Origin of the sequence: Marimonas arenosa, from assembly GCF_030848945.1 — a bacterium.
Classification (GTDB): Bacteria; Pseudomonadota; Alphaproteobacteria; order Rhodobacterales; family Rhodobacteraceae; genus Marimonas; species Marimonas arenosa.
Genome location: NZ_JANHAX010000001.1, coordinates 305,228 through 320,677, shown reverse-complemented (window position 1 = coordinate 320,677; position 15,450 = coordinate 305,228). Strand labels below are relative to the sequence as shown.

Annotated in this window: 12 protein-coding genes; 5 read left to right on the top strand and 7 right to left on the bottom strand. The window is 61.3% G+C overall.

Annotated elements, in window-relative coordinates:
* Positions 1-7: 7 nt before the first annotated feature.
* The 3 genes from NO357_RS01580 to NO357_RS01570 all read right to left on the bottom strand — a co-directional run bounded on the left by NO357_RS01580 (position 8) and on the right by NO357_RS01570 (position 3,120).
* On the bottom strand, positions 8-268 hold the full coding sequence (locus NO357_RS01580; RefSeq protein WP_306733855.1) for an acyl carrier protein: 261 nt from the start codon (positions 266-268) through the stop codon (positions 8-10).
* Between the two features lie 116 nt (positions 269-384).
* Positions 385-1,476, bottom strand: coding sequence for a UDP-3-O-(3-hydroxymyristoyl)glucosamine N-acyltransferase (gene lpxD, locus NO357_RS01575; protein ID WP_306733854.1), 1,092 nt, complete (start codon positions 1,474-1,476; stop codon positions 385-387).
* 27 nt (positions 1,477-1,503) lie between these two features.
* Entirely contained in the window at positions 1,504-3,120 is a 1,617-nt protein-coding gene (locus tag NO357_RS01570) for a L,D-transpeptidase family protein (RefSeq protein WP_306733853.1), read from the bottom strand.
* Positions 3,121-3,499: 379 nt separating this feature from the next.
* Here NO357_RS01570 and mepK point away from each other — a divergent pair, with 379 nt between their 5' ends.
* Entirely contained in the window at positions 3,500-4,069 is a 570-nt protein-coding gene (gene mepK / locus NO357_RS01565) for a peptidoglycan L,D-endopeptidase MepK (RefSeq protein ID WP_306733852.1), read from the top strand.
* Positions 4,070-4,214: 145 nt separating this feature from the next.
* Here the strand turns inward: mepK and NO357_RS01560 are convergent, their stop codons facing one another.
* Positions 4,215-4,886 (bottom strand): cytochrome b/b6 domain-containing protein, encoded by a 672-nt coding sequence (locus NO357_RS01560; RefSeq protein WP_306733851.1) that lies wholly within the window; start codon positions 4,884-4,886, stop codon positions 4,215-4,217.
* The gene (locus tag NO357_RS01555; protein ID WP_306733850.1) at positions 4,886-6,559 is read right to left on the bottom strand and encodes a tetrathionate reductase family octaheme c-type cytochrome; all 1,674 of its coding nucleotides are present in this window, start codon (positions 6,557-6,559) and stop codon (positions 4,886-4,888) included. Before NO357_RS01555 ends, NO357_RS01560 begins: the two co-directional genes overlap by 1 nt.
* Before the next feature lie 376 nt (positions 6,560-6,935).
* On the opposite strand from NO357_RS01555, the gene NO357_RS01550 reads away from it, so the two are divergent.
* Positions 6,936-8,390 carry an amidase gene (locus NO357_RS01550; RefSeq protein ID WP_306733849.1) on the top strand — a complete coding sequence of 485 codons (1,455 nt, stop codon included), beginning with the start codon at positions 6,936-6,938 and terminating at the stop codon, positions 8,388-8,390.
* Positions 8,391-9,247: 857 nt separating this feature from the next.
* Here NO357_RS01550 and NO357_RS01545 read toward each other — a convergent pair.
* Together NO357_RS01545 and lepA are read right to left on the bottom strand one after the other, a co-directional pair.
* Complete coding sequence (locus tag NO357_RS01545) at positions 9,248-10,234, bottom strand: DUF5677 domain-containing protein (RefSeq protein WP_306733848.1); 987 nt, start codon at positions 10,232-10,234, stop codon at positions 9,248-9,250.
* Positions 10,235-10,255: 21 nt separating this feature from the next.
* Positions 10,256-12,055, bottom strand: a complete 1,800-nt coding sequence (gene lepA, locus NO357_RS01540; protein ID WP_306733847.1) for a translation elongation factor 4 — start codon at positions 12,053-12,055, stop codon at positions 10,256-10,258.
* A 44-nt stretch (positions 12,056-12,099) separates the two neighbouring features.
* Here lepA and NO357_RS01535 point away from each other — a divergent pair, with 44 nt between their 5' ends.
* The 3 genes from NO357_RS01535 (at position 12,100) to NO357_RS01525 (ending at position 15,397) form a co-directional block, all read left to right on the top strand.
* Positions 12,100-12,456: a hypothetical protein gene (locus tag NO357_RS01535; RefSeq protein ID WP_306733846.1), complete on the top strand. Its 357-nt coding sequence runs from the start codon at positions 12,100-12,102 to the stop codon at positions 12,454-12,456.
* 87 nt (positions 12,457-12,543) lie between these two features.
* The gene (locus NO357_RS01530; protein WP_306733845.1) at positions 12,544-13,266 is read left to right on the top strand and encodes a hypothetical protein; all 723 of its coding nucleotides are present in this window, start codon (positions 12,544-12,546) and stop codon (positions 13,264-13,266) included.
* A gap of 610 nt (positions 13,267-13,876) precedes the next feature.
* The gene (locus tag NO357_RS01525; RefSeq protein WP_306733844.1) at positions 13,877-15,397 is read left to right on the top strand and encodes a class I adenylate-forming enzyme family protein; all 1,521 of its coding nucleotides are present in this window, start codon (positions 13,877-13,879) and stop codon (positions 15,395-15,397) included.
* Positions 15,398-15,450: the final 53 nt, after the last annotated feature.

Genomic DNA, 15,450 nt, shown 5'->3' with positions numbered 1-15,450 from the left:
CCGCACCTCAGTCCTTCTGCTCGGCAATCAGCGTCTCGATGCCTCGGATGATCGAAGCCACGGACGATATGTCGAAATCGCTTTCCTCGGGCGCGTTGGCGTTGAAGGGCACGGAGATGTCAAAGGCTTCCTCGATCGCAAAGATCGACTCGACGAGGCCCAGACTGTCGATGCCGAGGTCTTCGAGGGTACTGTCGGGCGAAACGTCGGAGGGTTCCAGCACCGCCTGTTCGGCGATGATCGCGATGACTTGTTCCTTTATATCCATGCAGAAAGACCCTCCGGTTTTCACGCTGCCGCTGATGTAGTCGCTTTTGCGCCCAAGCGGAACAGAAGAATTGCGACAAATTCGCTACGGCGCCCCGGACCAGCGGCGGCTCCGGGTCAGCCCTTGGCTTCGAGCGCGGCCAGACGTGTCTTCAGTTCGGCCAGTTCCTGCATCATCCTGGGCAGGCGCCGTTGCGCTTTGTAGATGTCGAGATGCTGGTCCATCTTGATGGCGGGATAGCCCAATACGATCCGGCCAGCCGGCACCTTGTTGAGGATCTTGGTGCCACCGCCGGCCACGACCCGATCGCCGACATGGGTATTATCGGTCACCCCGACCTGGCCGCCGAGGGTGACGTTGCTACCGATCACAGTCGAGCCGGCGATGCCCACCAGTGCCGCGAACAGGCAGTCATTGCCGACCACGACGTTGTGGGCGATGTGGCAAAGATTGTCGATCTTGGTGCCGTTGCCGATGCGCGTGGGCCGGATGGTGCCGGCATCGACACAGGCGTTGCAGCCGATTTCGACATCGTCGCCGATCTCGACCGCACCGAGGCTGTGGATGCGCACCCAGGATTGCGCCGCGGCATCGACCTCTTCGCCGAGCGAGGCCCGGGCTTGTTCCACCGCGTTGACCTCGGGCGTGACGAAGGAAAACCCGTCCATGCCGATGGCGGCGCCGGGATGGGCGATGAAGCGGGCCCCGATCCGCACCCGCGGACCGATGCGCACACCGACATGCAGGACTGTCGCGGCGCCGATCTGGCTGTCGATACCGACATAGGCCTGCGGGCCGATCACGCTGCCGGCGCCGATCCTGGCCCCCGCGCCGATCACCGCGTAGGCGCCGACCGAGACGTGCTCGCCCAGTTCGGCGCCCTCGCCAATGATCGCGGTGGGATGGATGCCTGTGGTATAGCCGTGTCCGCGGTCGAGCGCCGCTGTAAGCCCGGCCATGGCAAAGCGTGGCCGGGCGGGGATGATCGCCGCCTGCAGGCCCAGATCCTGCCAGTCGGCCCCCTCCCACAACATCGCCGCGCAGGCGTGACCCTGCCCAAGGCCGGCGGCATATTCCGGTTTCATCGCCAAGGCGAGATCGCCGGGTCCGGCATCGGCCGGTTCCGCCGCACCGGTGATTTCAAGATCGAGGTCGCCCAGGGCTGTCGCCCCGAGCGCCTCGGCGATCTCTGCGATCGTGTGGCTCATCCGTGCCCCCGTGTTTCGGGGTCAGGCTTACCCCCGAACAGCGCGCAGCGCCACCCCTGCCTTGGCCAACGCGTTCCAGATTTTCGCGTCCCGGCCATAGACATCCCGGCGATATTGAGTCCGGCGTTTGGGCTCGGTGAAGGCGGTACGGTAAATCAGGTGCACCTGCACCTGGCTTTCCAGCGGCACAACCGATTCACGGCCCGTGCCGAGATGGCTTTTGAAGGTACCTTCGGGATCCGTGCTTTGCTTGGACAACAGCGCATAGGCCAGTTCGAACGGCTTGTGCACCCGGATACAGCCATGCGAATAGGCGCGGCTTTCGCGTTCGAACAAGTTCTTGGCCGGCGTGTCGTGCAGGTAGATGTTGTACTTGTTCGGAAACATGAACTTGACCAGCCCGAGCGCATTGCGCCGCGACGGCGGCTGCTTGAGATTGAACGGGAAAGTCTTTGCCGTGTAAGCGCCGAAGTTCACCGAGTTGCGGCTAACCGTACGGCCACGGGCATCGACCAGGCGCAAGTGGCTGGCCGCACCGGGATTGCGCTTGAGCATCGGCAGGTATTCCTTGACGGCGATCGAGCGCGGCACGTTCCAGGTCGGGTTGATCACCATGTGCTCCATCGTGTCGGAGAATTCCGGGCTGCGTCGGTCATGCTGGTTGGCGCCGACCACGACGCGGCTTTCGAATGTAACCTTGTCGTTTTCGATGATCTTGACCTTGAAATCCGGGATGTTCACCAGGATGTGGCGCTTGCCGCGGGGCTGGTTGAGCCAGCGTTCGCGCTCCATTGCCACGATCACCGATTTCAGCCGGTCGGCGACACCCATGTTGATTTCGGAGATCGTGCCCGGGCCGGCCACGCCGTCGGCAGCAAGCCCATGGTCGAGCTGGAACTGCTGCACCGCCTTCTGGACTGTCGCATCATAGGTCTGGGTCGACGAGCGCCGCAGGTATTTCATCGCCACCAGGCGGTTGCGCAACGCCACCACCGCAGCCCCGGACTGGCCGGGCTTGAGCGCCTTTGCCGGCACCTGTTCCCCCCAGCCGCCGCGAGCCAGGAGGCGTTCGAGCCGGATCTTTTCCTTCCTCAGGCGGGTGTATTCGGTGGTCTTTGGCGGCAGCGCCTTGAAGAAGCTGCGCGGATTGGACTTGGTGAAATTCTCCAGATACGACACCCGGCTGCGGTAAGGTACGGCGCGGACGATGCCCGGGTCGATCTGGCGTGGCACCACCAGGCCGGTCTGCATGTCGCGCGCCAGCCGCAGGAACGTTCTGGACATCTCGACCTCGGCAAAGCCACGGTCGCGCGGGGTTTTGGCCGCCTTGAGCCGGGCCTTGAGACCGTCGGGATCGTAGCGATCGACCGGCAGGCCGTGTTCGGGCGCATTGGAGACCGCCTCGAACAGCGCCTTGCGACGCGAGGCGTCCTTGCCGAAGGACCCGGTCCAGATGCCCTTGTAACCATTGGCCTTGTAGAAGGCGGCAATGTCCTTGTCGCTGGCCGCGGCTTCGGCCACCGCCTGCATGAACGCCGTTACCTTGGTTTGCGCCTGCGCCGAACCCGGAAGGGTCAACAGCGCCATGATCGTCGCCAGTGCGGCCCACAGCCAGATCGTTCGAAAATGTTTTGTGCCAATCATGTCTTTCGCCCCAAATGTCGTCATCGTTCCCCTTGGACGTCGTCCGTTTTCGTCAAAAAACCCCTAATTCTCGCCAGTTGTGGCCCAAACCCCCATATCTTGTCCATTCACAAGTTGAACAGCTAGGAAACCCTGACCCGACTGCGGCATTCGGACATCGCTGTTCAGATCCGTACCGGCAATCGCGCCACGATTCATATTTTTTCAGCAAAATTCCGCCTAAACTGCTTGATACCATCTGGAGACCCCGAAACACCACTTGGCCGGCGAATCCATATGTGCGATAGAAATGTTGCATCTGGGGAAGAGATGGCAGGACACGCGTAACATCGCGTAAGACACAGGTAAGCGACTAAGCGACGGGACGGCGCTTTTAGACATGACGGAACACAGCTCGACGAGCTTTTCGAGGCGCGCGCTTTTGGGCGCGTTTGCAGCAACCACACTCACGGCAGCCCCCACCTTTTCCAAGGCCGCAGGTTTCCTGCGCGGATCGGGCGATATCCGCCGGCTGAAGATGTATTCGGCCCGGACCGGTGAAAAGATCGACATGATCTACTGGATCGAGGGCGACTATATCAAGGACGCGGTGAAGGAACTGACCTGGTTCATGCGCGACTGGCGCACCAACGACGTCAAGAACATCGACATGCGCACGATGGACATCATGACCGCCGCGCACAACCTGATGGACGTGAACGAGCCTTACATGCTGCTGTCTGGCTACCGCAGCCCGAAAACCAACGCGATGTTGCGCGCCCGTTCTAAGGGTGTGGCCAAGAATTCTCTGCACTTGAAGGGCCAGGCCGCCGATCTGCGGCTCGCGTCGCGCTCGGTCAGCCAGATGGCCCGCGCCGCTTCCTCGTGCCGCGCCGGCGGCGTGGGTCGTTATTCGGGGTCGAACTTCGTGCACATGGATTGCGGCCCGGTGCGCAGCTGGGGTCGCTGAGCCCCTCACCCACCGGTTTTCCAGAAAAAGCCCGCCCGTCCCGGCGGGCTTTTTCGTTCACGGCCCCGGCGCCACGGCGCGACGGAAAAAGAAGCCCGGAGCACGAGACCCCGGGCAGGTTGCACCAGAGAGAAAACGAGAGAGGTCAGCCTTCCTGCGGCTTCAGGCGCCACGGCTCGTCGGCTTCGAGATAGGCCTCTTCCTCGGCGGTGAGCTCGACCTCGTCATAGCCGGTGATCATCGGTTTGACATGTGCGCCGAAACCGTGGCCGCCGACGGTGAGCAGGTAGAGATGGATGATGAGGAAGGTGACGATCACGTAAGCCGCCAGCAGGTGCAGGTTGGCCAGAAGCCAGAGCCAGAAGCTGGCATCCGTGACTGCGCTGCCCCAGAAATTAAAGGTCAGGTAAAGCAGCCCTGTGATCCAGATCACCGGGAAGACAATCCATTTCAGCACGAAATAGGTGGCCGCCTGCAAAGGGTTATGTTTGCGCCACAACACCTTGCGATAGGGGTGTTTTTTGCCTTTGAACACCCCCACGGCATAGTAGAAGATCACGTGCATCATGCCCTCGAGCGTTGGCGTGAATTGCCGCCAGGTTCCGGTGGTGACCAGCCAGAAGGTGGAGAAGATCCAAAGCGCCAGCAGCAGAAGCGCCGCGATGGTGTGGACGGTGACCGCGGTGCCGAAAGAAACGAACCCGTGCAGCCCGTTGATGCCGAACCCGGTGACCATCAGCGTCAGGATAAGAATCACCTGTGACCAGTGCCAGAACCGTTCGAACCGCGGATAGACCTTGACGATGCGCTTGACCATCACTGTTCCCCTTCTTTGCCGGACAGAAGCCGGATCGCGCCATGCGCCAGCACGCCCAGAAGCGCGGCCAGCACCATCAGGCGGCCCAGCATACCGGCCCAGTTCATGCTGTCCGTGCCCGGAAGGAACACGCCGGCGAGCCCGGCCATCCGGCCGTCCGCGCTGTGGCATTCGACACAGCTGAGCGCCTGTTCCGCAGGCGCGACCATGTGAGTGATCGGCCAGTACATGTAGGTGTCGACGAAGCCATACTCGCCGGAATAGTCGAGCCCGACCTTCTGCATGCCAGCCGCGATCGCCTTGTTCCAATCGAAATTGCCCCAATAGGCGGTGTCGGAGCCGGGCCCGAAGACATGGGTGAAGACCAACCGGTTGAGCCCCTTGTCATAGGCTTGGCGCCCTTCCATCCGCTTGAACGGCCAGATGCGTGATTGGCCGTCGTTGGGATCGCCCTTGATGCTGTTGACGTCGACGACGCCGGTGGGGTCAATCTCCCGCTCGGCATTGGCGTATTCCACCTGGCCGTCGAACCAGGCGTAATAGGGCACCACGTCTTCGCCATAGGCCATGCCGCCCTTCATGGTGACATAGGTCGGCAATTCCTTGCCGTCCGCTTGGGTATAGCCCTTGCGCTTGATGATCTTGCCGTTTTCGTCCTTTTGGCCGGCGGTCGACCAGTCCCACAGCGTCTTGGTGGCGACGCCACCGCGGGCGAAGCTGGGGATGTGGCAGGTCTGGCAGGCCAGCGTGTTGGTGTGATCGTCGAGTTTCAGGCCCGCCAGCGTGGCCGGGTGCGGGCTGTCACTGTGGCAGCTTTCACAGGTGGCCACGTCGCGGCGTTCACCGGGTTTGAGCGGATCGTTCGCATGCGGATCGGTGGCCGTGACGTCATAGCGCGAGCCGGGCCACTGGTGTTTGTCGCTGACATGGCAGGTGGCGCAGACCATGTTCTCGCCATCGGGCGACATGTGCACGTCGACCGATTCCTCGGGCATGTAGAGCGCCGAGGACAGATCGCCGTGTTTCACGTTGTCGCCGCCGCCGCCATAGAAGTGGCAGTTGCCGCAATTGTCGCGCCCCGGCAGACCGACAGACTGCGCCGCCTTATTCAGATCAACCGGCCAGGCGGGGGCGCCCGTCATGGTGATCATGCCGGGCTTGATTTCGGGAGGTGGCACATGCCCTGCCCCGGTGGCCGATTTGGCATATTGCCCGGAGCGATCGTGGCAGACCAGGCAATCGACGGCGCTGGCCGCTTGCGGCGGCGGCTGGCTCATGTCTTTCCAGCCATAGCCCACATGGCAGGAGGTGCAGCGCGGTTCGTTGCCCGCCACCGAGCCGCAGAACGCATTGATCACTTTCGACTTGCCCAGCGACTGCCCGGTGTCAGGATGGGTGAAATCCCAGCTGTAGTGGATCGAATGCTGCACCTGGTCCGAGGCCTCGGTGTGGCAACTGAGGCAGGCCTCGGTCACGTCCGGCCCCGAGGCGAACTCCTTTTTCAGGATCTCGAACTTCGAGTGATCAGCGGTGCTTGTGCCCGGCGCGGTAATGGACTTCGGCCCGGCGGGCGGCGTTCCCACCTTGGCCCCGGTTGTTTCACTGGCCAGCGCAGGAGCGGTCACGACCGCTCCGATACCCACGGCCGCGATCAGTTTTCGCAGATTTTTCACGACACATCTCCGGATTGGCCGCACATGCAGCCTCGCTCTCATTTTCATTTTACATCTTATGTCGCAACCCAGCATATGACTTATATCAAACTCAGAATATGTTGGTCGGTTTGTTTCAGATTCGGACCGGCCGGGTCGCAGAATCGATCAGTGAAAAAAATAAGGCCCGGGGCGCGAAGCCATCGCGATCCCCGGGCAGTTTCCGGTCATGGCAAAGGGAGGTAAGCCAGACCGTATTGCGAGTAAGGTTAGCTCAGGGATCACATTGCGTCTTTGACATATATCAAGTTCGGAATGTCTCGGTGTGCCGCCGCGTTTTTCTTTACCGGCAAGCGTCAAGCCCTACGCTGCAAGGGAAAAACCAGGGAGAGGGCCGATGTCCGTTTCAGAGATCTATGCGCAAAACGATGCAATCGGCCTCGCAGGGCTGGTCGACTCGGGAGAGGTTTCGGCCTCGGGGTTGCTCGACGCGGCGTTGGCGCGAGTCGCGGCGTGGAACCCGAAGCTGAACGCAGTGGTGCATATCCAGGAGGACGTGGCCCGCGCCAAGATCGCCGAGGGCCTGCCAAAAGGGCCATTTGCCGGCGTGCCCTTCCTGATCAAGGATCTCGGCTGCGAGGCGGTGGATTTTCCGACCAATAACGGCTCACGGCTCTGCGCCGGTATGCGCTGGAGCTATGACTCGACGCTTTTCACCCGCATGCAGGTCACCGGGCTCAATACCTTCGGACGCACCACCAGCCCCGAATTCGGCATCGGACCGGTAACCGAGGCCGGCGTCTACGGCGCCCCCACCCGCAACCCGTGGAACCTGAACCACACCTCGGGCGGCTCGTCGGGCGGCAGTGGCGCGGCGGTGGCCGCGGGGATCGTGCCGGCGGCGCATGGCTCGGACGGCGGCGGTTCGGTGCGGATTCCGGCGTCAAGTTGCGGTCTGGTCGGGTTCAAACCGACCCGCGCCCGCCTGCCCTGCGGACCCGGGTCGGGCGAAGGCTGGGGCGGCATGGCGATCGACGGGTTTCTCACCCGCAGCCTGCGCGACACCGCCGTTTTGCTCGATGCCACCGCCGGCCCGGAGCTGGGCGCGCCCTATGCCGCGCCGGTGATGGAGGAAAGCTTTGCCCAGGCCATGGCCCATGATCCGGGCCAGTTGCGCATCCGCTATACCACCACGTCCTATACCGGCACCCCGCTGCACCCCGATTGCGTCGAGGGGGTCGAGCAAGCCGCGAAACTGATGGAGGACCTCGGCCACGTGGTCGATCCCTGGTCGCCGGAAGAGACGCTCGACGTGCCGGCGATGATGCAGGCCTGGACGAAAATCGTCGCCTGCGGCACCGCCGGACGGGTGGCGAAGATCCTCGGGGATACGCGTCTGACCGAGGACATGGTCGACGGCGTCACCTTCGGCGCGGTCGAGTATGCCAAGGGCGTCAGCGGCGCCGATTACCTCGCCGCCCTCGGCGAAATCCACGCCTTCGGGCGGCGCATGGCGCATGCCTTTGACGACTGCGATATCCTCTTGTCGCCGACGCTCGCCCAGCCGCCCTGTGAAATCGGCTATCTCAAACCCGACAACGCGGATTTCCTCGACTACCGCAACGGCCCCGGCGGCGTGTTCGACTATTCCCCCTTCACCGCGATCTTCAACGCCTCGGGCCAACCGGCGGTGTCGCTGCCGCTGCACTGGAGCGCCGAGGGCCTGCCCGTCGGCATCCATTTCGCCGCCCCCTTCGGGCTCGATGCCGAGCTGATGTCGCTTTGCGGCCAGATCGAGCGCGCCGCGCCGTGGCACGAGAAACAGATGGAGGTGATCCGGCGCGGGGCTTGATGCAAAACCGCCACGCCCAGCGACATTTGGCGGGCACCCCCGACATCTAGTTGCGGCGCCGCAAACCCACGGTTAGATGTGCCCCCACAGGTGCATAGACGCGGTAATGCAATTCTGACGCTTCGGGGCCGGTTCGCCAAATGGCAGACCGGTCCCGTTCCGTTTCGGGAAGCCTGGTCAAAGGGCCGCGCCTGGCCCGGCGGTGTCGCCCGGCGGTCCGGATGTCGCATTGCGGGTCTGAAAACAGGAGAAGGCGCCAGGTGCTCAGACGCGGTCTTCGCATGTGGCCGAGGCCACGGTCCTGACGCCTTCCTGAACAGCAGCGCCCGAAGACACTGCTATTCGGTTTGCGCGGGTCCTTGCGAACCTTTGCACAGCGGGATCAGACCTTGCGGCCGAAGCCATGGGGCCTGTCCCCCCAGACCGGCTCGGGCTTGCGCCCTCCCCGGCGACCGCGATGGCTTTGTGCGCTGCCTTCCCACCTTTGGCCCCGAAGAGCCGCGATGTTTCGACCTGCGTTCCGGTTTTATCAACACGAGGCCGGGTTCGGTGTAACCTATCCCCTCCCCGCTCCAGCCCCGGAAGACCGCCGCGTCCCGCTCGGGATCTTGCGACCCCTTGCGTTAAGTTCAGGCTGCGCCCGCATGGGTGAGTCGGGCAAGGGAAAAATGCGCGGCGGCGCAAATTTCTTGGGGATAAGTCCTTGAAATTGCGTGGGGATTTCCTGTGGATAAGTGAGATTTTGGTTTTGGTTCAAGTGGATAAACGTCAGGTGTCAACAACTAACCGATGTGCAACTTTCCGATTGTCGGGTCAGCATATTTCAACGTTTTATCTCGACGCCTGTCGCCGCAATACTACTCTTTGAACAACTTGTCAGCTGGGTAATCTTCTTCATCAGCCAGAGACTTTTCCTCGATTGTTAAGTTTAGACCGTCTACTTTCTTGACCGTAAAAAGTCCGAGCAACTCGCCCGAAACGGCCACATGTCTTCTGTTCTTGAGTTCTCGAAAAAATTCAACCATGGACTTTTCAAGCGGGTAACCGTCCAATTTCAGAATTTTCCAAAGTAACTGCTTTCGCTCGGCGATCATTCGAAGACAGTTATAGGCAAAACGATCTCGGTGTGGCTTCCCGCTGTCCACCATGAACCCAGGCTGCATGCTTTCGTGATACAACAAGCTCTCCGATGCAAAATGCGCAGCTTTACTTCCAAATTGGTAGGAGTCCAGCGCATCAAAAATAATGGGCATCCCGACATTTGAAAGGTGATCACACAGGCTCTCGAAACGCCAGCTATCTGCGATGTTATTGTAGTCTTTTTGCGATAGGCCCTTTTTCGTTTTTGGATTGAGGTTAATCCGTTTATTTTTGCAGACTTCTTTCAGGCTCTCAACTCTTTGATCTATGTCTTTTTCGATATAGGTTTGGGACGTTTCACCAAAGGCAGCACTTTCAGAGGCTGCCATTGCACTGGCCTTTTTTTTGATTTCCAGAAGTCTCCTAATGTCCTTTTCTGCTGAAAAAATTCCAAGACATGAGTTGTACTCCCAGTTAGCAAATTCTGGCCCTTCGCTGTGTGTGAGAATTTTCACTGAAATAGCGTGCCCTTCGAAGGCTGACCTCAAAAGGATTTCGCCGGCGGTTAAATGACCCTCCGCGACCTGTCTTAGCAATGAAGCTGAGACCGCATTTGACATTAAGTCAAGTGAGATCAGAGTTTCTTTTAACGGTTTGCTTGGCCCGTCGGCCCGCTTTAGAAGATCAAAAAAGCCTCTGTATTGATGAATATACTCGCCAATACTCAATAATTCTTGATCAACTTTGTGTGACTCATTGCTCATGCTGTGGCTCTGCCGGCTTGCTCACCCATCCATCTTCAACGCCGAGATGAATGCCTCCTGAGGTATATCAACCTTGCCGAACTGGCGCATCTTCTTCTTACCGGCCTTCTGCTTCTCCAAGAGCTTCTTCTTTCGCGTCGCGTCGCCGCCATAGCATTTCGCGGTCACGTCCTTGCGCATGGCCGACAGCGTCTCGCGCGCGATCACCTTGCCGCCGATCGCCGCCTGGATCGGGATCTTGAACATGTGGCGCGGGATCAGGTCTTTCAGTTTCTCCACCATCGCCCGGCCCCGCGTCTCGGCCCGGTCGCGGTGGACCATGGTGCTCAGGGCATCGACCGGCTCCTCATTCACCAGGATCGACATTTTCACCAGGTTGTCCTGGCGATAGCCGGTCATCTGGTAATCGAAGCTGGCATAGCCCTTGGTCACCGATTTCAGCCGGTCGTAGAAGTCGAACACCACCTCGTTCAGCGGCAGGTCATAGACCACCATCGCGCGCGAGCCGGCATAGGTCAGGTCGAGCTGGATGCCGCGGCGGTCCTGGCAGAGCTTCAGCACGTCGCCGAGAAACTCGTCGGGCACCAGGATCGTCGCCTTGATCCGCGGCTCTTCCAGGTGGTCGATGGTCGACGGGTCGGGGAAGTCGGCGGGGTTGTGCAGCTCGAAATGCGAGCCGTCCTTCATGTAGACGTGGTAGATCACCGAAGGCGCGGTGGTGATCAGGTCGATATCGTATTCCCGCTCGATCCGGTCGCGGATCACCTCGAGGTGCAAGAGCCCGAGGAAGCCGCAGCGGAAGCCGAAGCCCAGAGCGGCCGACGTTTCCATTTCATAGGAGAACGAAGCATCGTTCAGCGCCAGTTTCTCGATCGCGTCGCGCAGGTCTTCGAACTCGGCCGAGTCAACCGGGAACAGGCCGCAGAACACCACCGGCTGGCTGGGCTTGAAGCCCGGCAGCGCTTTCTCGGCACCCTTCTTCTCGTGGGTGATGGTGTCGCCGACGCGGGTGTCGCGGACCTGCTTGATCGAGGCGGTGATGAAGCCGATCTCGCCCGGGCCCAGTTCGTCGACCGGCATCATGCCGGGGCGGAACACGCCGATCCGGTCGATCAGGTGGACCGAACCGTTCGACATCATCTTGACCCGCTCGCCCTTTTTCATCACCCCGTCGATGATGCGGACCAGCACGATCACGCCGAGATAGGCGTCGTACCAGCTGTCGACCAGCATCGCCTTCAGCGGCGCATCGCGGTCGCCCTTGGGCGGCGGCAGCTGGTTGACGATCGCCTCCAGCGTCTCGTGGATCCCCTCGCCCGTCTTGGCGGAAACCCGGATCGCGCCCGAGGCATCGATGCCGATCACGTCCTCGATCTGCTCGGCGACGCGGTCGCAATCCGAGGCCGGCAAGTCGATCTTGTTCAGAACGGGGACGATCTCGTGGTCGGCGTCGATCGCCTGATAGACATTGGCCAGCGTCTGCGCCTCGACCCCTTGGGTGCTGTCGACCACCAGCAGGCTGCCCTCGACGGCGCGCATGCTGCGAGAGACCTCATAGGCAAAGTCGACATGGCCCGGCGTGTCGATCAGGTTCAGCACGTAAGCCTCGCCATTGTCGGCGGTGTAGTCGATCCGTACGGTGTTGGCCTTGATGGTGATGCCGCGCTCGCGCTCGATATCCATGGCGTCGAGCAACTGTTCCTTCATGTCGCGGTCCTTGACCGTGCCGGTCGATTGGATCAACCGGTCGGCCAGCGTCGACTTGCCGTGGTCGATATGGGCCACGATGGAGAAATTTCGGATGTGAGCGAGGTCTGTCATGAAGGGGATATGGCGTGAAATTTTGCTAATGTCGAGTGCGTAGAATGGACGTGGAACCACGGTTCAGCACAATCGTTGAAAACCTTGAGTTGGGTGATCGTTTTTTGTCGGTCTGGTTTGCCTCGCGTTGTGCTTTGCGTGCGCTAACAGTCATGGACTCTGAAGCAACGCACGGGACTGATTTCAACGAAAGTGATGCATGGGTTACCCTTGGTTGTGTGATCTGTTCCGTGATCGTGAGTAAACTACGAGCAGACGAGGACAACAGCCTGGTGGAAAGAGCACGTTCATCTAGCCAAGTTACACGCAACCTAGTCGAAGAAAATCCACCACCGGTGGGTGGGGCTATTGATGCGGCAACGCTTTCAGCCGAAGCGGTTTTTCACGACTTTCCCCTATGATTGTGGCGGCGCTGCGGCACTGCATGCGCGAAAAACAGTTCCAACTTCCAATCTGTCAATCGTACGCGATATGCAAAATCCCATGAGGTGGCCTTCGATTTCGAGCAGTTCCTCGGCAAACCGCTCGACTGGGAGCTTCAGCGCTGCGTCGCCCTGATCCCGGATCAGGACTGGGACAAGGGTCCCGAGCATATCGCCGAGAAGATCGAGGATATTCGCGCCGAATACGAAGCTGAAAAATCTGCGGGGCAATCGCGCGAGCCGGAGTATGAACCGGAGAACGTGACCCACCTGTTCCGGCACCCGCGAAGTGCCGTGGCTTCAGTTACTTACGCTGCGGCGAGTATCAACCAAAGCTTTGAGCAGTTTGGCATGGAAACCGCACAATGGTTGAACGAGACGCCCGAGTTTCTAAGATCGTTGGAATTGGTCCCGGCGAACCTCAAACGGATCGGGGATATCCTTGCCAATCAGCCGCAAAATGAGGCTTCGGAACAGGCTCTGCGCGAAGAAATTGGCAGTCTGAACGCCCGGATCGCGCAGTTGGAGAAGGAACTAGCCAAGGCGAAAGACGATCTTGAGCTGGAAGCCAAGCCGTGGTTCGAAAAGCTGGCTTTGTTGAGGACGGGCCTCGCGGCAGCCATCGGCACGGTGTGGACGGTTTCTGGGGATGATCTGGGACCAAAGAAGCGCTGCGAAATGCTGGCCGAGTTTTGGGAGTTTTTCGGAGGGCCGGAATGGGAGTGTGGTGAAGAAAAACCTGCTCACAAGTTGCCGGAAACCGAACTGCCCCCGACTACCGAGGCTTAGGAACGAAACAGAGGTTCGCGCCCGGCCCCGAGGGCGGTTGTCGGCTTGGCGCAACCTCTGAGCAATTTGCCAAGGATGCGTTCGGTTGAGACGCTGCAATGTCGCGCCCGCCCTGGGGGCGGGGTCGGGCGCGAACCGGATCGCGGGCGATCCGGGGGAAACAACCGCGGCCGGTGAAACTCATACCAGCGAGGTCACCCACAGCACCGTGGCGTCCTCCTGGCTGACCGAGATCACGTCGCATGCCACCGAGCCATCGGTGTGGACGGCATCGCCGCACCTCATCCGACCGCTTCGAAGCCTTCGGTCTGGAGCCGCAAACGGCGTCGTCCGGGTTGGACGGTTGCGACACGGTGGTCGGCACCCGGCCGTTTCCGGTTTTCGAAAGCATCCGGCGCCGCAAATCCGCCGGTTTCGCGGCCTGTTCCTGCGCCCCCTTTGATTTGCACAAGCTTCGCGCCCACTCACCCTGCTCAGCGGTTCGGGACTTTGGCGGGCAAAGTTTTCACAAACGATCCCGACCAAAGAGGGCTGGCCGCGCTTCGTCATCGTGTTTTTCGCGCCCGCACCGATACTTGCAATGCCCCTTATCGCGCCGTAGCAAGGCGACATGCACTCGCTCTTCGACGACGGCCCCTGGCCGCCCTGCCCCGCGCCGTTCAACTTCGCCGCCCATGTTCTGGGCCGGGCACATGCGTCGCCTGAAAAGATCGCGCTGGCGGTTCTGGGCCCGGCCAAGGCAGAGCGCTGGTCCTACGCAAAGCTGGAGGCGGCCGTGCGCGGTACCGGCACGGGGTTGATGCAGGCGGGGTTGGCGCCCGGCGACATCGTGCTGATGCGGCTGGGCAATACGGTGGAGTTCCCCATCGCCTATCTCGGGGCCATTGCCGCGGGTTTGGTGCCGGTGCCAACCTCGTCGCAGCTCACCGAACGTGAAGTGGCGTCAATGATCGACACCCTTTCCCCGGCTGCAATCCTGCTGGGAGACGGCATCGCGTGCCCCGACGCCCCCGGCGCGACGGTGATCGCACAGGCCGATCTCGAAGCGATGCGCGATCTGTCACCTTGTTCTTATGACATGGGCGATCCCGACAGGCTGGCTTATGTGATCTTCACCTCGGGAACCTCCGGGAAACCGCGGGCAGTGATGCACGCCCACCGTGCAATCTGGGCCCGCGGAATGATGCATCAGGGCTGGTATGGGCTGCAGGAGAGCGACCGGCTGCTGCATGCCGGCGCGTTCAACTGGACCTACACGCTCGGCACCGGGCTGATGGACCCGTGGAGCATCGGCGCCACCGCACTCATTCCGGCACCCGGCGTGGCGCCCGAGCAGCTACCGCTTTTGCTCAAGCGCCATGACGTAACCATTTTTGCCGCAACACCAGGGGTTTATCGAAAAATTCTTAAGCACCACACCAATCTGTCGCTGCCGAAGCTGCGACATGGGCTGAGCGCCGGGGAAAAACTCTCTGAAGCCATCCGCAGCGGCTGGGAAATGGCCAGCGGGACGAAGCTATACGAGGCGTTTGGCATGTCGGAATGTTCGACCTTCATCTCTGCTGCTCCGGGCCAGCCAGACGTCGCGGCCAGATCGCTGGGCCGCCCGCAGAAGGGCCGCCGGGTGGCGATCGTCGATGACGCGGGCCAACCGGTGCCACTGGGCGCGGACGGTACGATCGCGGTGTCAAAACGCGACCCGGGGCTGATGCTGGGCTATCTCGGCGCGGAAGAGGAAACTGCGGCGCGGTTCCGCGGCGAATGGTTCCTGACCGGCGATCATGGCAGCATGGCCGCGGATGGCCAGATCGAATACCACGCCCGCGTCGATGACATGATGAATGCCGGTGGCTATCGGGTGTCGCCGCTCGAGGTCGAGGCGGCGCTACACGATTTCCCCGGACTGGACGAGATCGGCGTGACAGATATCGAGATCAAGGCCGATACCCGGGTGATCGCGGCGTTCTACACGGCGGCCGCGCCGCTCGACGACAGCGCGCTTGCGGCCTACGCGGCCGAGCGCCTGGCACGATACAAGCAACCCCGCCTCTGGGTGCACCTGCGCGATCTGCCGCGCAATGCCAACGGCAAGTTGCAGCGCCAGGCCTTGAAGGCGCTCCACCGGCGGTGACCGGTCCCGGGTGCCGGCAAAACGCCTTGTTCCCGCCCCGCGCACTGCCTATC